Origin of the sequence: Pseudomonas cerasi, assembly GCF_900074915.1 — a bacterium.
GTDB classification, from domain to species: domain Bacteria; phylum Pseudomonadota; class Gammaproteobacteria; order Pseudomonadales; family Pseudomonadaceae; genus Aquipseudomonas; species Aquipseudomonas cerasi.
Map to the genome: position 1 here is coordinate 3,567,878 of NZ_LT222319.1, position 19,740 is coordinate 3,587,617.

The window sequence follows — 19,740 nt, forward strand, 5'->3', positions numbered from 1 at the left end:
GACAGGGTGCCTGCTGCATGCCGCAGGCACCCTGAACCGGCGACCTTCCTTACTTTTTCTTCGGTTTACGTGACTTGAGCACGATAGGACACGCCCCAACTGCGTCGTACATCCCTACCCGGGCGGTGGTTTCCAACGAGGTAATGGTTTCGGTTGCGCCGCTCATGATGAAGGAGTACTTGATCCTCGCGCTCCCGTTTGGGCTGCCGCTTGCAGGACTATAGACAGGCAGAATGTGTGTCGCGTAGGGCGTGACCAGCCAGGTGAAACCGGTAGCCGGATGATCGGCTCCCAGCACGATAGCCTCATCTTTTTCAGTGCCCGGAATAAGAGCGTCGCCTGTAGTTCCTGTAGAGGCGTACCAGTGCAAAGTAACAGTCTCACCGTCCGACAGATATTTCGAAAGATCCGGAACGCGGACCCGTATCCCCGGCTCACCCGTGGCCGGATTTCCGATGCCGTTGGCGAAGAGTGAATCGCAGTTCAGCCAGCCATTTGTACTGGTGCCCTCGAAAAGCGGTGCGTCCGGGGTTATCACAATGGCGCTTACGTTGACCAGAGTCTCCTTCGAGTGCTGGGTGTTTGCTGAACCGGGCGCATGAATGCGGTAATGAACCGGCAAATCAACGCGATTGCCTTCCGCAAAGATATCATCCCAAGGTATTTCAACCTCACGATCGGAACCCGCTGCGTCTGAAGGCAGTACGGTGTAGGTGGCCGATGAAGTGAGCCTTGTGCCCCAGTAGAAATCGATCATTTCACCCGGCTGAAGATTGATATACAGCTTGAAAAGGACCCTGGCAGCCTTGCCTTTATCCGCTGCTGTCAGGACGTTCGCTGAATCGGAAATCTTGCCGCGGACCTCGACCAGCGGCAACGCATCGTTGACCGGATCCGGCCATACAGGATCGGTTATGGGATCAGGTCCGATAGTGGAGAAATTGACATTGACGCTGGTGCTTTTCACTGCGGAAGGGAGAATGCCACGCAGGATTCGATAACTCACATTAGTGGCCTGGTCACCACCAGTCGCTAAATTGTATTGAGCACGCAGAACCTCATCAGGGACCCTGATCAAGAGCGGAAACTCTGGATAGCTGCCGACTTCCTCGGATCTCAGCATTCCTGCGCCCCAGGTGACTTCGATACGGTCGGTCGGCTTCCAGTTATCGAACGACTTGATCGATACCTGGACCCCGATTCCTGCGTCAGGCAGGTCGATCAATTTATCATTTTCTGCCAATGGCACGACGGGGTCTTGCAGGTTGTCGGGCAACAGTCCCAGCGCTACGTCTATGCGCTTGTAGTTGGAGAGCGGAGTGCGGTTGGTGGCCTTGTCGATCAGAAAGTAGGCGATGTAGTAGGCATCGTCCCTGGACGCTCCAATGACCGAAACTGGGAATTTCAGCGTATTGTTAGTCGGGCCGGGCAGGTTAACGACATCGACCGGAGACGGCAGATCTTCGGGTTTTTCGGGCAACGGATTGCCGACGTAATAGAAAGCTACCCTGTCGTCAGGCGCCCAGTCGTAATAGTCAGGCAGCGTGCCGACCAGACCGTCCGGATGTGCATCCAGATACGCCTGGGTCAACTGATCGGTATCCAGAATCATCTGCTCTGGCTCAAAATGCCCGCCCGGCGGCGTGGTATCGACGATCAGGTTGATCGATGGGCTGGTGGTCTGTTGATCATTCGGTTGTCTGATCCGGTAGCGCAAACTGTAAGTACCGTCTGCAGGCTTTTCCAGGCCTTGCATTAAACTGCTCAACGGAATCTGGATCTTCTTGGGAAAGGTGCCAGGAGCCACCGGTGCGGTAACGATATCGCTAAACACCTCTTTAAACGCGTCCGTCTCCGCCTCTGCACCGATGGCCCAATCGATGAAAAGAGTATCGGAGTCGCCCGGATCAGTGACCAGTCCTGCCCACTGAAGCAAGGAGACCTCAAGAAACTCACCGAGCAGGACATCTTTGTTCAGCGTTCCATCGACAGGGTCCACAACGCCCGTCACCTCTGCCAAAGCAAGGTCTGCGTCGAGCTCCGAATCGGGTCCACTGCCCGCCAGCCCATGGGCGATACGCTCTTTTTGATTGTCATCTAAAGCCGTTGTTGTTTTTGAATCGACCATCATCAGCACTCCTTTGCTATCCGATTGCCGCCCCTGTTTATGCAGAAAACGTACGGGCGGATTGATCATGCCCCCAAGGACTGTCGTCCTTTCATCCCGAGCCGCGATGAAACGGCAACAGACCCTGGCTTTCTCGACAAAAACTTGTCTGCCCAGAACCAGCCATACAGGCCGGTAGCCCGTTCGATTAAACGGCAGTTGCGCGACACTGGATACTGTCATAACTATCAGGGTGAGCTTCGCAGGGCAGGCTCGACAGGCGCTCGTATCAATCTCGATACATTTATGACATGCGCACGACATTCGGTCGCGCCACCCTACCGCCGAGCCTCCCGGCGAAGTAGCATGAGGGGCAGCGTTGATCTTCAACAGCAGCCAGTCCATGGCGGCACAAGCAGGCGACAGACGCATTATGCAAGCACTTCCCGATACCCCCCTGGATGCCACATCGACCGAGCAGCGCTGGAGCGTTCGTGCGCTGATCGTCGATGACGATGTGGCCATTCGCGAGCTGCTCTGCGATTACCTGACGCGCTTCAATATCAACGCTCGTGGCGTCACCGATGGCACGCAGATGCGTCAGGCATTGACCGATGAAACCTTCGATGTCGTGGTGCTGGACCTGATGCTGCCCGGTGAAGACGGGCTGTCACTGTGCCGCTGGCTGCGCAGTACATCGGATATCCCTATCCTGATGCTGACCGCACGCTGCGAACCGACTGACCGGATCATCGGCCTGGAACTGGGTGCCGACGATTACATGGCCAAACCGTTCGAGCCGCGTGAACTGGTCGCGCGCATCCAGACCATTCTGCGCCGGGTCCGCGACGAACGCAGCGATCAGCGCACCACCATTCGCTTTGACGCCTGGCGGCTGAACAGCGTCCTGCGTCAGTTGACCGCCGCCGACGGCCTGGTGGTGCCGCTGTCCAACGCCGAGTTTCGCCTGTTACGTGTGTTTCTCGAACGGCCGCATCGGGTGCTGAGCCGCGAACAGTTGCTCGATGCTGCCCGAGGCCGCTCGATCGAGGCGTTTGACCGCAGCATCGATTTACTGGTCTCGCGCCTGCGCCAGAAGCTCGGCGATGATCCGAAGAATCCGCAACTGATCAAAACCGTGCGCGGTGAAGGCTATCTGTTCGATGCCAGGGAGCTGGGTTGATCCGCAGATTCGATACACTGTTTGCGCGTCTGTTTGGTGGCGCCCTGCTGGCCATTCTGCTGGCGCACCTGCTGGCCTTCATCTGGTTCACCCAGTACGGCATGCGCCCCCCGCCGCCGCCGTCCAACGAGTTCAACGCCGAACATGGGCAATTCGATCAGCGGCCCATGCACAGACCGCCGATGCTCGGTGGCCCGGTCATCTTGCTGTTTTTCCAGTTCATCACCCTGATCATTGCCGCGTGGTATGGCGCCAAGGCCCTCAGCCGTCCCGTGCAGAGCCTGAGCGAAGCAGCCGAGCGCCTGAGTGAAGACCTCGACAGCCCGCCACTGGAAATCAGCGGTCCGCAGGAGGCCCGACAGGCTGCGCAGACCTTCAATCTGATGCAACGCAAGATCCGCGAACAGATGCAGCAGCGCGGGCGCATGCTGGCTGCGGTATCCCATGACCTGCGCACCCCCCTTTCGCGGCTCAAACTGCGTGTCGAACAGATCGAAGAGCCCAGGCTGCATGGCCAGATGACTCAGGACCTCAATGACATGATCAGCATGCTCGACGCCACGCTCGCCTACCTCAATGAACACCGACGCAGCGAAGGCCTGCAGCAGTTCGACCTGCAGGCACTGATCGAGTCGCAGGCCGAGAATGCCCAGGACAATGGCGACGACGTACAGTACGAAGGCCAGTGCAAACCGCTGAAGACGCAGCCGATGGCACTGCGCTCGTGCCTGCAGAATCTGGTCGACAACGCTCTGCGCTATGCCGGCAGCGTACACATCGTGATCGAGGACAGCAGCGAGCGCGTGCGCATCTCCGTGGTCGATCACGGGCCTGGCATTGCACCTGAGTTTCACGAAGCCGTGTTCGAGCCGTTCTACCGACTGGAAGGTTCTCGCAACCGCAACTCCGGCGGTATAGGCATGGGCATGAGCATTGCGCGGGAAGCGGCGCGGCGTATCGGCGGCGAGCTGTCGCTCGCGCAAACGCCAGGCGGCGGCCTGACGGCGATACTGGACCTGCCACGACTGTGACGCACTCTGTAACACTCCGCGTACAAAGCCTACATCCCCTCGACAACTGACGCCCCGAGGCTGCAAAAGCCGGTACACCGTTACCGGGTACATTCATCTCAGGGGAGTGAGACCAATGATAAGTGGGATAAGCAGCAGTTTCTCCAGCTACACCAGTTCGACCAGTGCAACCTCCAGCACCAGCAACAAGAAGTTTCAGGAAGAGCTGTTGGCCAAGCTGGACACCGATGGCGACGGCAGCATTGGTAAGAACGAGCTGAGCTCGGCCCTGTCGTCGAACAGCAAGGATGGCATCACTGTGAGCCTGAGCAAGGCATTCAGCGATCTGGACGGCAACGACGACGACAGCCTCGATGCCGACGAACTGGCCGCGATGACACCACCTCCGCCGCCGCCCATGCAGTCGGTCGATGAACAGGCAGAAGATCTGCTCGGCGCGCTGGACAGCGATGGCGATGACGCCATTAGCAGCGACGAGCTGACCACCGGCCTGAGCAATGCGGGCAGTACGGCGAACAGCAGCCAGGTGTTCGATGCACTGGACACTGACGAGGACGGCACAGTCAGCCTTGAGGAGCTGGTCGCCGGTATGCAACCGCAACAGCCTCCTGCCGGTATGCCGCCTGCGCAGATGAGCACCTCCGGCAGTACTGACAGCGCCAGCCTGTTCAGTGCGCTGGACAGCGATAGCAACGACAGTATCAGCGCCTCCGAGTTGTCTGCCGCGTTGAAACAGAGTGACAGCACCATTGATCAGGGCAACACCAACCAGATTGCGACTCAGGCCTTGAACAAGATGATCGCCGCACTCAGCGAAAAATATGACACCCAGAGCAGCAAGCCGGTCGGCAAGTACCTGGATACCGCTGCGTAAAGCGAGGCTCCGCCGCCCGTCATGGCGCGGCGGAAACTTTCGCCGTCAGTGGCTGCGGGCACGCTCGCTGCCGACCCAGTCGGTCAGCAGGCTGTAAGCGACTGCCAGCAGCGTCGGGCCGATGAACAGGCCGATGAAGCCGAACGCCAGCAATCCGCCGAACACACCCAACAAGACAATCACCAGCGGCAGATTGCCGCCCCTGCTGATCAGGTATGGCTTGAGCACGTTGTCCACGCCACTGATGATGAACATCCCCCAGATGCCCAGAAATATCGCCATGCCGTACTCGCCATGCCAGACCAGCCAGGCAGTGGCAGGCAGCCAGACCAGGGGTGGGCCCATCGGGATCAGACTGAACAGAAAAGTCAGAATACCCAGCACCAACGCGCCGGGAATGCCCGCGATCAGGAAGCCGATCAGCGCCAGTACCGCCTGGGCCGCTGCCGTACCGATGACCCCGTTGACCACGCGTTGCACCGTGCCAGCGACCAGATCCAGATAATACTGGGCACGCTCCCCGATCAGGCGCTCCAGCAGGCTGAGCACGAATGCGGCCAGGCGCGGACCGTCCCTGTAAAAAAAGAAGGCGAAGACGATGCTCAGGGTCAGTTCCAGAATCCCGCTGCCAATCTGCGCACTGCGTGCCAGCACCCAGTTACCGACCTGACCCAGATGCGGTTTGAGCGTCGCCATGAACGCCGCGCCTTGCTGATCGATGGTGGTCCACAGCGCTACCAGTCGTTCGCCCACCAGCGGAATACCCGCCAGCCATTGCGGTGGATCGGGCAAGCCGTCGACCTGAATATCCTTGATCAGGCCTGTAGCGTCACGCACATGGTCGGCGAGATTGAAGCCCAGCCATACCAGCGGCGCCGCGACCAGCAGCATCCAGCACAGGCACATCACCAGCGCGGCCAACGACTCACGGCCCTTGAACCAGCGGGTCAGCAAACGCATCAGCGGCCAGCTGGCGAAGGCCAGTACCGCGCCCCAGACCAGCGCCGACCAGAACGGCGCCATTACCCAGAGACAGGCACCAAACAGCGCCAGCAGCAGAATCTGCACCAACAGACGGTCATTGTTGAACATGCGCTATCCACTAAAAAGGATCGGAGGGAGCGAGCATAATGGCGAACCTGCGCGTCCGCCATCGCTGTTCTAGCGGATAACCTCGATCTTGAGCCCTTTGCCTTCAGTGACGCCCGCCTCGAGCCGGGCAGCGCGAACACCTTTGGCGATCAGGGCGTCAAGCCAGGCGCCGGCACTGGGTCCGGACACCGTGGCGCGCAGGCTGCTGTCCTGATTGAGGGCGCGGGAAACGAGGGTAATCCAGGCATCCTGTGGTTCGCCGCTCAGACGGGGCAGTTCCAGCTTGCCGGTGCTTCGCAGCTGGCGCAGCAAAGTGGCCGAGGTCGGCAGCAGTTCGCCCAGTGGCGCAGAGGATGCAAACTGCTCGACGTGCAGGTAGGCCCGGCGGTTGCCACGGGTGATGCTGTAAAGCGCTACCAGCGTGTCGCTGCGCGGCTCTGCCAGACGCAGCAACAGGTAAGCCTGGCGGTCATCCGCGCCATACAGTTTGGCGTTGCCGAACACTTCGTTGGCCCACAGGCTGCTTTCTCCGCAGTCGCGCGCCTGGCACCAGAACAACAGCTCGGCGCCCTGCTGCTGCAAGGTTTCACGAGCCGCGGTGAAGGCGTCGTCGGAAGTCCGCTCTGCAGGTAACTGATAGGTGACCGACGTCAGATTGCCACGCGCACTGACCTGGCCGTCGAAACGCAACTGGCCGCTGATCTTGCGGATCGAGCCCATGGGATAGACCCGTTCGAGCTCGGCAGCCGGACGATAATCGACGATTTCCGTGTCGGCCAGACGCGGCAGGATCTGCAGATCGCTGCTGCCTGGTACATCGGCGGCGCACAGCACAGCACAGCGCTGAACATAGACATGCACAAGGCAACAACGGGAACACTTGATAAACGCATGAGTGCTCTCATTGGCAGGCAAGCAGGGAGTGAAAATATAAAAGATCGCCAGCGAGGCGGTCACCAGAGGCTGCGGATTGATCCATCACGGTTGACTCCTGTTTCAACCCGTCCAGCGTCGGCAGTTGCCGGTCTCAAGTCAAGAAGCAGCGAAGAAGCGATTGATACAGTGTGCAACAGCGCTCGCACCCTGCTGGTCATCCAGGTGCAGATGATGACCACCTTCAAGCTGCACGACGTCGAAAGGCAGTCCGGACAGCACAAGCTGGTTTTTCGCCAGCATACCGCCCGCAGCGACCAGCAGTTGCGTCGGGCAACGGATAGCATTGACGAAAGACATTGCCTGCTGATGCGTGAGACGTATCGCAGACGGCAAGGTCAGGCGACTGTCGCTGCGCCAGGTATAGCCGCCGGGTACCGACATCAGGCCGCGCTGCGCGAGTAATTCTGCAGCCTCGCGACTGACCGGAACGGTGCCTTTCATTCGCGCCTGGACAGCGCGTTGTAGATCTTCGTAAGCCGGCTTTTTCTTGCCCGACAGCCTGAGCTGTGCCTGCATGGCCGAGCCCATGCGCTCGGCAGCGGATTCGGGGTCACTGGTCAAGGGAATCAAACCATCGATCAGTGCCAGCCGCGTGATGCGCTCCGGCAACGACCCGGCCAGCAATACCGAAATGATCGCGCCCAGCGAATGGCCCATCAGGGCGAAGCGCTGCCAGCCCAATTGCTCGGCGACCTGCAGCACATCAAACACATAGTCGGCCAGCGCATAGGACGCCCCGGCAGGCCGATGCTCTGAATGACCATGCCCGGCCAGATCAAGCGCCACAATACGCAGGCCCTCCAGTTGCGGTGCCAGGCGGGCAAAGCTGTTGGCGTTGTCGAGCCAGCCATGCAGGGCAATCACCGGCTGGCCGTCCTCGGGGCCGTAAAGATGCGCCGCCAGTTCGATATGGCCCAGATTGAAACGCACCTCCTCCACGGTAAACGTCACGCCGTCCCCCTTGAGGCGCTCCGCGCGTCCCAGCGAGCCAGCAGCGCCTTGAGCAGCAATGCGGTTTCATCCGGTCGTTCAAGGGGAAACATGTGCCCTCCGGGCATGGACAGGTATTCGCCTTCGCGCATGCGTCGGGCCAGATAACCATGATGAGGCATGATCACCCGGCTGTGTTTGCCGCGCACCATGGCCAGCGGCACCTTGAGTTGCCGTGACGGCATTGGGCTGGTGTGCGGGATACTGCGGTAGATGCTGATCTCGGTCGCCGGGTCGAAACGCAGACGCCACTGCCCGCCGTCTTCGCGCAGACCATGTTGCAGGTAGGCGGTCAGGCAGTCGGGATCGAAGCGGCTGAACAGGGTCTTGCCCGCGAAGTAGGCGCGTGCCGACTGCAGATCGTCAAACGCCTCACGCCGGCCCAGGGTGCGACCCGCTGGCGTGATGCGGTCGATAAAACCCAGCCGCTTGGCAGCGCGTATGACTAACTGATCAGCCAGCCCCAGGACCGGTGAGTCGAGCATCACCACGCCCCGATAGAGTTCCGGGCAGCGCAATGCGGCATGCAGGTGCAACACGCCGCCGAGCGAGTGCCCTACCCCCCACACCGGGCCCGGCTGCTCACGCAGATGGTGGAGCAACTCATCGACCAGATTCAGCCAGTTGTCATCTACCGGAAAACGCGGATCATGGGCGTGTTGCTCAAGATGAGCCACCGAATACTCCGGTGCCAGCGCGCAAAACAGCTTGTTGTACGTCGCTGAAGGGAAGCCATTGGCGTGAGCAAAGAACACGGGTTGCGACATGCCAATACTTCCATGAGCGGGCGAGTCACGATTGTGCCAAGTTGCTTCGCAGATCGGCAATGACTGGAACCGCCATCGCAGGTGTCACTCCGGCCATCAGGATTACCCGATACGGCGGTCGGAGCGGCGTGAAGGCCTATAAAGCTTGGGTAAAACGGTCCAGACAAGCCTTTATATAGGCGACCTGAAAACCAAAAGACTGTTTGGCAAGGGCCTTGGCCTCAGCAGAGGGCTTGGCCTTTCTGAAATCCAGGATGGCTAACTGCATGGCTTGTACTGCGACATCCGACAACGGCTGGAACAGCGCGAGGGCACCATTGTCGGGAAACTGGACCTTCAGCTTGTCGAACAGCATGTCGGCATCATCACGCAAGGCCATGAACTCGGCTGAGGTCATCAGGTTATCCGCATAGACCGCCTTCAAGCGCTTTTCCAGATTCAATTCACCGTGTTGCGGTGGAGCCTTGGCAGCAGGCGGAGTTGCAGCAGATATCGGTTGACCGGTGAGTATTCCGCCAAAGGGCGGTGAACTGCCCGGCAAAGCAGGCGTTTCAGACGCAACCGTCTGTTCAGGCGCAGGGCTCTCTCCGGGTGAGGCTGGCTTTTCTTCGGTCATTATCAATCCTCCTGAGAATGAGTGCTCCCTCCAGGGAACACTCAAACACTAAGAGAAAAGATACCCTCTCACAACGGCCAAACCGGATCTGAGAATGCGTCCGTAATAGCTGAAAACACTCAATTGACTGGAGGCTCTTTGCCATGCGGTACAACGGCCACCGTCAAGCGCGAAATGCAGCTTGGCTTGCCTTCGTCGTTGCTGATACGGATGTCCCACACATGCGTGGTCCGGCCTATATGCACGGGCCTGACCACACCGGTGACACGGCCGGCACGCACACCGCGCAAATGGTTGGCGTTGACCTCCAGCCCGACGCAAAAGTACTTGCTCGGGTCGACTATCAGATAACTGGCCATCGATCCCAGCGACTCGGCCAGGACCACGGATGCGCCGCCGTGCAGCAGTCCGAAAGGCTGGTGGGTACGTTGATCGACCACCATGCTGGCCGTAAGGGAATCATCGGTGAAAGACTCGAAGCGAATGTCCAGCACCTCGCCAATGGTGTTCTTTTGAGCCGCCATGAGGGCTTCGATATCGGGAGCCTGACGCCATATGCTCATGCTAAATCCTTTTTCCGGAAGAGCCGCATTCGCGGCGGTCATTCATTGCTCGCACAGACCGTTCAGACGTGCCTGACGCTGTTGAGGCGCATCCCGCCTGCCACTAAGAACTCGCCTTCCAGCTCGGCAAGACTGGCCGTGCTCATCGGCTCGGCCTGCTGCGGGCTGCCGTGCGCCAGTACCCCGATCAGTTCGCCTACCAGAGGCTGATGGCTGACCAGCAGCACTTCGTCGACACCCAGCTTGTCCAGTTGCGCCAGCACCTCACGCGGGCTGCTGTCGGGTGTAAGCCAGGGCGCGGTGACGATCGAGTCATCGAATGCCAACGACTGACGCACCAGCTCGGCAGTCTGTTGTGCTCGCACGTAGGGACTTGCGATGATCCGTTGCACGGGCTTGTCTGTCAGGTGCAGCGCACTTTTCAGCACTTCCTCACGTCCGTGTGCAGTCAACTCGCGTTCGGCATCACTGCGCGCCCGCGACTGCGCTTCGCCATGACGCAATACCCAGACCTTCATGGCCTTGGCTCCTCATCGCGCACCGGCTGGGCCGCTGACGGGACATGATGAGCCGACTCGCCTTCGGGCGCACGCGGCGCTGGCCAGTCGCCGAAAGGCCAGGGTTTGTGGTCGCTGTGAAAGGTCCCGAAGCGACCGATCTGCGCCAGGTACTGGCTGATGCTGTCGCCGAAGTTCATCAGGCCGCCATTCGGCGCGCCGTAAATCAGGCGATAAACCAATTGCACCAGCACCACGCCCGCCAGAATGATTTGCGCGACGTGCCATACACCCAGAAACAGCAGCATCCACAGAATGCGCAGCAGGATCGATTCGTTGTGCTGGATTTTCGATTCGTTCAAGACCTTCTCCTGATCAGACTGAATTCAATTAAAGCCGGTAATCGAAATGAAATCGACGTCCGTCTTGGGCTCGGCCCGCATCAGCGCCTCGATGACCTGGCTGAGCGTACGGCCTTCAAAAAGAATCGCATGCAGCCCGGCGACCAACGGCATGTAGACCTGCACTTCCTGCGCCTTGACCTTGAGCACCTTGAGGGTGTTCACGCCCTCGGCCACCTCGCCCAGGCGGGTGACCGCTTCATCCAGCGTCAGCCCCTGGCCCAGCGCAAAGCCGACCTGATAGTTGCGGCTTTTCGGCGAGGAGCAGGTGACGATGAGATCGCCCACCCCGGCCAGGCCGAGAAAGGTCATCGGGTTGGCGCCCTGGCTGACCGCAAAACGGGTCATTTCCGCCAGCGCCCGGGTGATCAGCATGCTTTTGGTGTTTTCGCCCATGTCCAGCGCCACCGCCATCCCGGCAATAATCGCGTAGACGTTCTTCAGTGCCCCGCCCAGCTCGACACCAAAGCGGTCATTGCTGGCATAAACGCGAAAGGTGCGCCCGTGCAATGCAGCCTGAACCGCCTGACACAGCGCTTCGTCTTCACTGGCAACCACTGTTGCAGTCAACGCATGCTCCGCGATTTCCCGCGCCAGGTTGGGCCCGGACAACACGCCGATACGCGCCTGCGGGACGATCTCTTCGAGGATCTGACTCATCAGCTTGAAGCTCTGCGCTTCAATTCCCTTGGTCAGGCTCACCAGCATCTTGCCATTGAGGCGCTCGACGTGAGGCGACAGCACCGAGCGCAAGGCACTCGATGGCAAGGCGACGAAGATCAGTTCGCTGGCGTCGAGCACCGCCGTCAGGTCGGTGACCGGCTCGACTTCAGGACGAATCTTGACACCCTTGAGGTAACGGGGGTTTTCACGATTGACGCGAATGGCCTCAGCCTGCTCCGGATCGCGCATCCACTGACGAACCTGATGGCCGTTCTCGGCCAGCAGATTGGCAATGGCCGTACCGAAGCTGCCACCGCCAAGCACCGCGACGGGTTGCTGTGTGGTCATAAAACTATCCATCCAGAGCCATTCAAGTGGCGATGCCGTCATTATACGGAGCAACACGTTATCAGCCAGCGACAAAGCTGATCTGTTATGCACGCAGGATGGCATCCATCAACAAGTTCGCTGGAAACACGCGCCATCTCGGTTAACATGCGCGCACAGCATGAATCATCACGAATCGGCCCTGCCTTGTGCAGCCGGAGCGATTCGCGACCACCGGGCGAACAGGCATGGACGCATCAATCGAACCACCTCCGCAGTGCGTTGCGCGCGAGGCCCACAGTCGATGAAGTTTCGGCATTGGGACATCAATACCCGCACACAGATCATCAGCCTTGGCCCTGCCCTGTTGCTGACAGCTCTGTTGATCAGCTTTTTTACGTTCGTGCGTATTCAGGACCTGCGTCAGGAGCTCAATCACACCGGGCAACTGATCGCCAATCAGCTGGCGACCGCGGTCGAGCCAGGCGTGACCTCGGGCGATATCGAAGGGCTCAAGGCGTTGATGCGCGCAACCCTGTCCATGCCCAGCGTTCGCTATGTGGAAATTCAGGACAGCTCCAACACCGCCGTAATCTACATAGACCAGCCGCGCGAAAACGAGCAGCAGACCCGGCAGATGGAAGTGTTTCTGGCCCCCGTTCAGCCGCAGCGCACCACCATTCATGGCAATCCAGGCACCCCCGCCGCAGGGAAAAGCCAACCCGCGCAGGGCGCTTCACAGAGTTATCTGGGCCGGGTGCTGGTAGGTATGTCCAGCGAAGCATTCAGCCGACGTCAGCAAGAGATCCTGCTCAAGGCTGGCGTCCTGGCGATGGTGGCCTTGCTGTTCGCCTTTCTGCTGGCGCGCAGCCTGGCCTTGAGCCTGTCCAGACCCATCAGCGCTATGGGCGAAGCCCTCAAGGCAATTCAACAGGGCGATTACCACACGCCCATGCCGGTCAGCGATGATGCCGAGCTGGGTGCGCTGGCGCGGCACATCAACAACCTGGCGGAGAACCTGCACCGCGCCAGCCTCGAGCAGCAACGCTCGGTGGCACAACTGATCCAGACCCGGGAAGAAGCCGAACAGGCCAACCGCGCCAAATCGGATTTTCTGGCCATGATGAGTCACGAACTGCGTACGCCCATGAACGGTGTACTGGGCATGTTGCAGTTGCTGGAAACCACGCAGATGACCCACGAGCAGAGCGAGTACGCAACGCTGGCGACCGAATCCACCGAGCATCTGCTGCGGGTCATCAACGACATCCTCGATTTTTCCCGCATCGAGCGCGATGCCCTGCAAATGGAAGGCATACCGTTCAACCTGGCTGAACTGGTCAGCGCCTCGACCCACGCCTTCAACCACAGCGCCGCGCAACGCAACGCAAGCTGCTGTTGGAACTGCATATTCAGCCAGGTCTTGAGGCGATAAACGTCATAGGCGACCCGACCCGCATTCGCCAGATTCTGGTGAACCTGATCGGCAACGCGCTTAAATTCACCGAGCAAGGCAAGGTCTGCGTCGACGCCAGGTGGGCAATGCTCGACGATGAGCGGCTGCACTTTACCTGCGCGGTTCAGGACAGCGGCATCGGTATCGACGCCGAGCGACTGGAGTCGATGTTCGATGCGTTCAAGCAGGCCGACAGCTCGATTTCCAGACGTTACGGCGGCACTGGGCTGGGGCTGCCGATTGCGCGGACCCTGGCCGAACGCATGGGCGGCACTTTGCACGCCGAAAGCGCGGAAGGTTCGGGCTCGCTGTTCACACTGCAGATCCCCCTGCCCGTCTCGCGCGACGCTTCGGTGGATATTGCCAAGCCGCTGTCGATACTTGATGCACATGGCCGGGAGCGCAGCATTCTGCTGGTCGAAGACAACCCTGTGAACCGCACGGTGGTGCAGGCCATGTTGCGTAATCTGGGGTGCGAGGTCGACATCGCTGTCGACGGTGCCGAAGCGGTGGCGAAGGCAAGCGCAGGCAACCACGCGCTGATTCTCATGGATTGCCGACTGCCGGTCATGGATGGCTATGAGGCCACCCGTCGAATCAGGCAACTTTCCGGGCTGGAGCGAATCCCAATCATTGCCCTGACGGCCAACGCGTTACAGGGTGATCGGGACGCCTGCTTGCAGGCAGGAATGGATGATTACCTGCCCAAACCCTTCAAACATGCTGATTTACAGCAGGTTTTACAGCGCTGGCTGTCCTTTGAAGCACCTGTGACTGGCGATAAATGTTAAATTGCGGCAGTCTTGGCATCCAGATCGGCCAGCAAAATCGGCTGAATGACAAAATTCAGTGTACAGGTGTACCTTGATTTCACCTGCGCTGTGACTTTCATTACAACGCAACAGTCTATGAGTAGGCTGCCGGACAGGGTCCTGGCGAAAATAACACGCCAGAACTGGCGTTCGGGCCAGTGGCGCCACAACCTGCCGCACAAGATTATTGAGGAGCTCGCATGACCAAACAACACGCCTTTACCCGGGAAGACCTGCTGCGCTGCAGTCGTGGCGAGCTGTTCGGCCCAGGTAATGCGCAACTGCCCGCCCCCAACATGCTGATGGTTGATCGCATCACGCACATCAGTGATGAGGGCGGCAAGTTCGGCAAGGGTGAGTTGGTCGCCGAACTGGATATCAATCCGGACCTGTGGTTCTTTGCCTGCCACTTCGAAGGTGATCCGGTCATGCCTGGATGCCTGGGCCTCGACGCCATGTGGCAGTTGGTCGGTTTCTATCTTGGCTGGCAGGGCAACCCCGGCCGTGGTCGTGCCCTGGGTTCAGGCGAAGTGAAGTTTTTCGGTCAGGTGCTGCCTACCGCCAAGAAGGTCACTTACAACATCCACATCAAGCGCGTCCTGAAGGGCAAACTGAACCTGGCCATCGCCGACGGTTCGGTCAGTGTCGACGGTCGCGAAATCTATACCGCCGAAGGCCTCCGGGTCGGCGTGTTCACTTCCACTGAAAATTTCTAAGGGTACTCGCATGCGCCGCGTCGTTATCACTGGTCTGGGTATTGTTTCCTGCTTGGGCAATGACAAAGACACCGTCACCGCTAACCTGCGTGCTAACCGCCCTGGCATCCGCTTCAACCCGGAATATGCCGAAATGGGTCTGCGCAGCCAGGTTTCCGGCTCCATCGACCTGAACCTGGAAGAGCTGATCGATCGCAAGATCTTCCGTTTCGTCGGCCATGCGGCAGCCTATGCCTACCTGGCGATGAAAGACGCCATCACCGATTCGGGCCTGACCGACGAGCAGGTTTCCAACGTGCGTACCGGCCTGATCGCCGGCAGCGGCGGCGCCTCGACCCTGAACCAGATGGAAGCGCTGGACACCCTGCGCGAGAAAGGCGTCAAGCGCGTCGGCCCGTACCGCGTCACGCGGACCATGGGCAGCACCGTTTCGGCCTGCCTGGCCACGCCGTTCAAGATCAAGGGTGTGAACTACTCCATCTCGTCCGCCTGCGCCACCAGCGCACACTGCATCGGCAACGCTGTCGAGCAGATCCAGCTGGGCAAGCAGGACATCGTCTTTGCCGGTGGCGGCGAAGAAGAGCACTGGAGCCAGTCGTTCCTGTTCGACGCGATGGGTGCACTGTCCACCCAGTACAACGAAACGCCGGAAAAAGCCTCGCGTGCGTACGACGCCAAGCGCGACGGTTTCGTCATTGCCGGTGGTGGCGGCATGGTCGTTGTCGAAGAACTCGAACACGCTCTGGCGCGTGGCGCGAAGATCTACGCAGAGATCGTCGGCTACGGCGCGACCTCCGATGGCTACGACATGGTCGCACCAAGCGGTGAAGGCGCCATTCGTTGCATGAAGATGGCGCTGGGCGACATCGATTCGGGTGCCATTGACTACATCAACACCCACGGCACCTCGACTCCGGTCGGCGACGCCAAGGAGATGGAAGGCGTGCGCGAAGTATTCGGCGCCAACGCTCCGGCGATCAGCTCCACCAAGAGCCTGTCGGGCCACTCGCTGGGCGCCGCAGGTGTCCACGAAGCGATCTACTGCCTGCTGATGATGGAAAACAACTTCATCGCAGGTTCGGCCAACATCGACGAACTGGACCCGGTGGTTGCCGACATGCCTATCCTGCTCAAGACTCAGGAAGATGCGAAGATCGATCTGGTCATGAGCAACAGCTTCGGCTTCGGCGGCACCAACGCCACGCTGGTCTTGAAGCGCTGGGCGGGCAAGTAATACCGCTTTTGCGACAAACAAAGAAGGCGCCTTTCGAGGCGCCTTTTTTGTGAATGGGGAAAAGTGGCTGGTGTTCTCCGGTATGCCCACGCGGAGCATGGGCACGATAGTGTTCTCCGGCACGCCCTAGGCGCGATAGGTATTCATTCAGCCGAACACTTCTTTCAGCAAATCATGCATCGACTTGAACGCGCGGTTCGACACTTTGGCGTCGTACATCATCATGCCCGGCACGTTGGCGTGCGGATCTGTGAAGGAGTGGAATGCACCACCGTAGCTGTACAGTTGCCAGTCCACGCCAGCGGCGTTCATCTCGTCTTCGAAAGCCGGTAGTTGCTCTTTCGGCACCAACGGGTCAGAAGCACCGTGCAGGACCAGCACCGAGCCCTTGATGTTTTTGGCGTCAGCCGGGTTAGGCGTATCCAGCGTGCCGTGGAAGGAAATCGCGGCTTTCAGTTCAGCACCGGTACGCGCAAGCTCCAGAGAGCAGCAGCCGCCGAAGCAGAAGCCGAAGGTTGCGATTCTGCTTGAGTCCAGAGCCACATCCCCCTGGCTCAACAACTGGTCGAGTCCTGCCTGCATACGCTTGCGCAGCAGGCTGCGATCGTTCTTGAGCGGCGTCATGGCAGCGCCCGCCTCGTCATTGTTACCGGGGCGAATCTGCTGACCATACAGGTCAGCCAGCAACACGACATAGCCCTCGGCTGCTACCGCTTTGGCGATGTCTTCGGCGCCCTCGCTGACACCCATCCAGTTGGGCGCCATCAACAGACCTGGCTGTGCAACAGTAGCATGGGTGTCGTACACCAGACGGCTTTCATAGGGCTGACCATCAATCTGATAGACCACAGAACGAATTTCGATATTGCTGCTCATTACTGACTCCTGATCGTTGGAGAGATGAAAGACGTGTCGCGGGAACTGAAACAAAAAACCCGCCGAGGCGGGTTTCTTGTCAACCGGCTATCAAACCGACAGTTCTACCAGCAACTTGTTCAGACGGCGCACGTAAGCGGCCGGATCCTTGAGGCTGTCACCGGCGGCCAGCGCCGCCTGATCGAACAGGATGTGCGACAGATCGCCGAAGCGGTCTTCGCTCTGTTCGGCATCAAGCTTGCCGATCAACGGGTGAGCCGGGTTGAATTCGAAGATAGGCTTGGAGTCTGGCACCTTCTGCCCGCTGGCCTCCAGAATCTGACGCATTTGCAGCCCCATATCCTGCTCGCCAATGGCCAGAATCGCAGGCGAATCGGTCAGACGATGGGAAACCCGCACTTCGCTCACCGATTCACCCAGCGCGGCTTTCAGGCGCTCGATCAGGCCTTCCTTGTCCTTGGCGATCTCTTCCTGAGCCTTCTTGTCCTCTTCGGAGTCAAGATTGCCCAGATCCAGGTCACCACGCGCCACATCCACAAAGCCCTTGCCATCGAAGTCGCTCAGGTAGCTCATCAGCCACTCGTCGATACGATCGGTGAGCAGCAGCACTTCGATGCCCTTCTTGCGGAAGACCTCAAGGTGCGGGCTGTTCTTGACCTGTGCGTAGGATTCGCCAGTGAGGTAGTAAATCTTGTCCTGACCTTCCTTGGCACGCGCCAGGTACTCGGCCAGAGAAACGCTCTGTTCGCCGCTGTCGTCGGACGTCGATGCGAAACGCAGCAGACCGGCAATTTTTTCCTTGTTGGCGAAGTCTTCTGCAGGACCTTCCTTTAGGACCTGACCAAAGTTTTTCCAGAAACCCTTGTACTTCTCGGGCTCGTTTTTCGCCAGCTTCTCCAGCATGTCCAGCACGCGCTTGGTCAACGCCGACTTCATCGAGTCGATGATCGGGTCTTTCTGCAGGATTTCGCGGGAAACGTTCAGCGACAGGTCATTGGAGTCGACCACGCCCTTGACGAAGCGCATGTACAGCGGCAGGAACGACTCTGCCTGATCCATCACGAACACGCGCTGTACGTAAAGCTTGAGGCCACGCGGGGCGTCACGCTGATACAGATCGAACGGCGCACGCGCAGGCACGTACAGCAGCGAGGTGTATTCCAGCTTGCCTTCGACCTTGTTATGGCTCCAGCTCAGCGGGTTCTCGTAGTCGTGCGCGACATGCTTGTAGAACTCCTGATACTCCTCGTCCTTCACCTCGGTGCGCGGACGGGTCCAGAGTGCGCTGGCGCGGTTGACGGTTTCCCACTCCAGCGCCGGCGCCTCCTCGCCTTCGGCTGCCGGAGCCTGCTCTTTGGGCAGTTCGATCGGCAAGGCGATATGGTCGGAGTATTTCTTGATGATGTTACGCAGGCGGTAGCCGTCAGCGAATTCCTCTTCACCGTTTTTCAGGTGCAGAACAATGCGGGTGCCACGATCAGCCTTGTCGACGGTGGCAACTTCGAACTCGCCTTCGCCCTTGGAGGACCAGTGCACGCCTTCGCTCGCTGGCGTGCCGGCACGGCGGCTGAACACTTCGACCTGATCGGCTACGATGAACGCCGAGTAGAAGCCCACGCCGAACTGACCGATCAGGTGCGAGTCCTTCTTCTGGTCGCCCGACAGGTTTTTCATGAAATCAGCGGTGCCGGACTTGGCGATCGTGCCCAGGTGGGTGATCACGTCTTCACGGCTCATACCGATGCCGTTGTCTTCAAGCGTAACGGTCTTCGCGTCCTTGTCGAAGCTCACACGAATTTTCAGCTCCGCGCCGCCTTCCAGCAACTCGGGCGTGGACAACGCTTCAAAACGCAATTTGTCGACCGCGTCAGACGCGTTCGAGATCAATTCGCGAAGGAAAATTTCCTTGTTGGAATACAGCGAATGGATCATGAGGTGCAGCAGTTGCTTTACCTCGGTCTGGAAGCCCAGGGTTTCCTTTTGAGTTTCCACACTCATAATCATCAAACTCCGATCTGGATGGTATAAGCCGTCACGGTCAGGCAGCAGCCTGTGTGACAGCGGGTAGTCATCAAGGTGGGGGCTGGGCCGGGGATTTCAAGAGCCAATGATGCGTGGAGCATGTTTCGTGCACCGGTCACAAGGCGAACCGGCTTGCTCGGCGCTCACCGGAAAGGCTCATGATCGGCCCGGTTTCATCAGTGTGTAACGGCCGTGCAACAGCGCTCCCCATTATTGTCGTCACGGGTGGAACTTAACTCGCGGGGGCAGGCTCTTAGGCTCGTGAATACTTAATAAGGAGAAACACCCCATGCGTAAATCTTTAGCCTATGCCTTGATGCTTTCTGCCACCCTGGGCCTTGCCGCCTGTGACAAAAAGTCCGAAAACACTCAGCAAGATGCCAACAAGGCAGCTCAGCAGTCCCAGGAGTCGATGGAAAAGGCTCAGGAAAAAGTGAACGACGCGGCCAAGGAAAGCCAGGAAGCCGCTCAGAAGAACGCTGAAGCCGCTCAGCAGCGCGCCAATGAAAACGCCGACAAGGCGCCAGAAGCAGCACCAGCCACCAAGTAAGGCTGATACGCTCGCAGAACTAAAAAG

General features: G+C 59.3%; 17 protein-coding genes and 2 pseudogenes. 7 read left to right on the forward strand and 12 right to left on the reverse strand.

Features of this window, described 5'->3' with window-relative positions; all coding sequences use genetic code 11:
* Positions 1–49 precede the first annotated feature (49 nt).
* Positions 50–2,131 carry a hypothetical protein gene (locus PCPL58_RS18325; RefSeq protein ID WP_065350098.1) on the reverse strand — a complete coding sequence of 694 codons (2,082 nt, stop codon included), beginning with the start codon at positions 2,129–2,131 and terminating at the stop codon, positions 50–52.
* Between the two features lie 409 nt (positions 2,132–2,540).
* Between PCPL58_RS18325 and PCPL58_RS18330 the strand changes: the two genes are divergently transcribed.
* The 3 genes from PCPL58_RS18330 to xopAW all read left to right on the forward strand — a co-directional run bounded on the left by PCPL58_RS18330 (position 2,541) and on the right by xopAW (position 5,195).
* On the forward strand, positions 2,541–3,290 hold the full coding sequence (locus PCPL58_RS18330; protein WP_004661894.1) for a response regulator: 750 nt from the start codon (positions 2,541–2,543) through the stop codon (positions 3,288–3,290).
* A complete protein-coding gene (locus PCPL58_RS18335; protein WP_003433089.1) occupies positions 3,287–4,321 on the forward strand; it encodes a sensor histidine kinase in 1,035 nt (344 codons plus the stop codon). The genes PCPL58_RS18330 and PCPL58_RS18335 overlap by 4 nt, the downstream gene beginning before the upstream one ends.
* Before the next feature lie 115 nt (positions 4,322–4,436).
* Positions 4,437–5,195: a XopAW family type III secretion system calcium-binding effector gene (gene xopAW, locus PCPL58_RS18340; RefSeq protein ID WP_065350099.1), complete on the forward strand. Its 759-nt coding sequence runs from the start codon at positions 4,437–4,439 to the stop codon at positions 5,193–5,195.
* Between the two features lie 45 nt (positions 5,196–5,240).
* Here xopAW and PCPL58_RS18345 read toward each other — a convergent pair whose 3' ends face one another.
* The 9 genes and pseudogenes from PCPL58_RS18345 to PCPL58_RS18385 form a co-directional block, all read right to left on the reverse strand.
* Positions 5,241–6,287 (reverse strand): AI-2E family transporter, encoded by a 1,047-nt coding sequence (locus PCPL58_RS18345; RefSeq protein WP_065350100.1) that lies wholly within the window; start codon positions 6,285–6,287, stop codon positions 5,241–5,243.
* 69 nt (positions 6,288–6,356) lie between these two features.
* Positions 6,357–7,180 (reverse strand): annotated as a pseudogene (locus tag PCPL58_RS18350) (DUF4892 domain-containing protein).
* Between the two features lie 139 nt (positions 7,181–7,319).
* Positions 7,320–8,174: an alpha/beta hydrolase gene (locus PCPL58_RS18355; RefSeq protein WP_065350101.1), complete on the reverse strand. Its 855-nt coding sequence runs from the start codon at positions 8,172–8,174 to the stop codon at positions 7,320–7,322.
* On the reverse strand, positions 8,171–8,980 hold the full coding sequence (locus tag PCPL58_RS18360) for an alpha/beta fold hydrolase (RefSeq protein ID WP_065350102.1): 810 nt from the start codon (positions 8,978–8,980) through the stop codon (positions 8,171–8,173). The genes PCPL58_RS18355 and PCPL58_RS18360 overlap by 4 nt, the downstream gene beginning before the upstream one ends.
* Before the next feature lie 136 nt (positions 8,981–9,116).
* Positions 9,117–9,596, reverse strand: coding sequence for a hypothetical protein (locus PCPL58_RS18365; RefSeq protein WP_065350103.1), 480 nt, complete (start codon positions 9,594–9,596; stop codon positions 9,117–9,119).
* Positions 9,597–9,715: 119 nt separating this feature from the next.
* Positions 9,716–10,159 carry a hotdog fold thioesterase gene (locus tag PCPL58_RS18370; RefSeq protein WP_003366728.1) on the reverse strand — a complete coding sequence of 148 codons (444 nt, stop codon included), beginning with the start codon at positions 10,157–10,159 and terminating at the stop codon, positions 9,716–9,718.
* A 62-nt stretch (positions 10,160–10,221) separates the two neighbouring features.
* Positions 10,222–10,677 carry a phosphohistidine phosphatase SixA gene (sixA, locus tag PCPL58_RS18375; RefSeq protein WP_044308395.1) on the reverse strand — a complete coding sequence of 152 codons (456 nt, stop codon included), beginning with the start codon at positions 10,675–10,677 and terminating at the stop codon, positions 10,222–10,224.
* Positions 10,674–11,018, reverse strand: a complete 345-nt coding sequence (locus tag PCPL58_RS18380) for a DUF4389 domain-containing protein (RefSeq protein WP_044308396.1) — start codon at positions 11,016–11,018, stop codon at positions 10,674–10,676. Before PCPL58_RS18380 ends, sixA begins: the two co-directional genes overlap by 4 nt.
* 24 nt (positions 11,019–11,042) lie before the next feature.
* Positions 11,043–12,068 (reverse strand): NAD(P)H-dependent glycerol-3-phosphate dehydrogenase, encoded by a 1,026-nt coding sequence (locus tag PCPL58_RS18385; protein ID WP_060707551.1) that lies wholly within the window; start codon positions 12,066–12,068, stop codon positions 11,043–11,045.
* Positions 12,069–12,351: 283 nt separating this feature from the next.
* Between PCPL58_RS18385 and PCPL58_RS18390 the strand changes: the two are divergent.
* The 3 genes and pseudogenes from PCPL58_RS18390 to fabB all read left to right on the forward strand — a co-directional run bounded on the left by PCPL58_RS18390 (position 12,352) and on the right by fabB (position 16,265).
* A pseudogene (locus tag PCPL58_RS18390) lies at positions 12,352–14,294 on the forward strand (ATP-binding protein).
* Between the two features lie 221 nt (positions 14,295–14,515).
* Positions 14,516–15,031: a 3-hydroxyacyl-[acyl-carrier-protein] dehydratase FabA gene (fabA, locus tag PCPL58_RS18400; protein WP_003316569.1), complete on the forward strand. Its 516-nt coding sequence runs from the start codon at positions 14,516–14,518 to the stop codon at positions 15,029–15,031.
* A 10-nt stretch (positions 15,032–15,041) separates the two neighbouring features.
* Positions 15,042–16,265, forward strand: a complete 1,224-nt coding sequence (fabB, locus tag PCPL58_RS18405) for a beta-ketoacyl-ACP synthase I (RefSeq protein ID WP_054081897.1) — start codon at positions 15,042–15,044, stop codon at positions 16,263–16,265.
* A 147-nt stretch (positions 16,266–16,412) separates the two neighbouring features.
* Here the strand turns inward: fabB and PCPL58_RS18410 are convergent, their stop codons facing one another.
* Together PCPL58_RS18410 and htpG are read right to left on the reverse strand one after the other, a co-directional pair.
* Positions 16,413–17,141 (reverse strand): dienelactone hydrolase family protein, encoded by a 729-nt coding sequence (locus PCPL58_RS18410; protein WP_065350104.1) that lies wholly within the window; start codon positions 17,139–17,141, stop codon positions 16,413–16,415.
* Positions 17,142–17,231: 90 nt separating this feature from the next.
* Positions 17,232–19,139: a molecular chaperone HtpG gene (gene htpG, locus PCPL58_RS18415; protein WP_065350105.1), complete on the reverse strand. Its 1,908-nt coding sequence runs from the start codon at positions 19,137–19,139 to the stop codon at positions 17,232–17,234.
* A 313-nt stretch (positions 19,140–19,452) separates the two neighbouring features.
* On the opposite strand from htpG, the gene PCPL58_RS18420 reads away from it, so the two are divergent.
* Entirely contained in the window at positions 19,453–19,713 is a 261-nt protein-coding gene (locus tag PCPL58_RS18420) for a hypothetical protein (protein WP_003366710.1), read from the forward strand.
* Positions 19,714–19,740 lie beyond the last annotated feature (27 nt).

Bases quoted from the DNA above. Each gene is read 5' to 3' on its own strand.
- PCPL58_RS18365 (WP_065350103.1), bottom strand. From the start codon at position 9,596: ATGACCGAAGAAAAGCCAGCCTCACCCGGAGAGAGCCCTGCGCCTGAA.
- fabB (WP_054081897.1), top strand. From the start codon at position 15,042: ATGCGCCGCGTCGTTATCACTGGTCTGGGTATTGTTTCCTGCTTGGGC.
- PCPL58_RS18360 (WP_065350102.1), bottom strand. From the start codon at position 8,980: ATGTCGCAACCCGTGTTCTTTGCTCACGCCAATGGCTTCCCTTCAGCG.
- PCPL58_RS18420 (WP_003366710.1), top strand. From the start codon at position 19,453: ATGCGTAAATCTTTAGCCTATGCCTTGATGCTTTCTGCCACCCTGGGC.
- xopAW (WP_065350099.1), top strand. From the start codon at position 4,437: ATGATAAGTGGGATAAGCAGCAGTTTCTCCAGCTACACCAGTTCGACC.
- PCPL58_RS18325 (WP_065350098.1), bottom strand. From the start codon at position 2,131: ATGATGGTCGATTCAAAAACAACAACGGCTTTAGATGACAATCAAAAA.
- htpG (WP_065350105.1), bottom strand. From the start codon at position 19,139: ATGAGTGTGGAAACTCAAAAGGAAACCCTGGGCTTCCAGACCGAGGTA.
- sixA (WP_044308395.1), bottom strand. From the start codon at position 10,677: ATGAAGGTCTGGGTATTGCGTCATGGCGAAGCGCAGTCGCGGGCGCGC.
- PCPL58_RS18345 (WP_065350100.1), bottom strand. From the start codon at position 6,287: ATGTTCAACAATGACCGTCTGTTGGTGCAGATTCTGCTGCTGGCGCTG.
- PCPL58_RS18330 (WP_004661894.1), top strand. From the start codon at position 2,541: ATGCAAGCACTTCCCGATACCCCCCTGGATGCCACATCGACCGAGCAG.
- PCPL58_RS18385 (WP_060707551.1), bottom strand. From the start codon at position 12,068: ATGACCACACAGCAACCCGTCGCGGTGCTTGGCGGTGGCAGCTTCGGT.
- fabA (WP_003316569.1), top strand. From the start codon at position 14,516: ATGACCAAACAACACGCCTTTACCCGGGAAGACCTGCTGCGCTGCAGT.
- PCPL58_RS18410 (WP_065350104.1), bottom strand. From the start codon at position 17,141: ATGAGCAGCAATATCGAAATTCGTTCTGTGGTCTATCAGATTGATGGT.
- PCPL58_RS18370 (WP_003366728.1), bottom strand. From the start codon at position 10,159: ATGAGCATATGGCGTCAGGCTCCCGATATCGAAGCCCTCATGGCGGCT.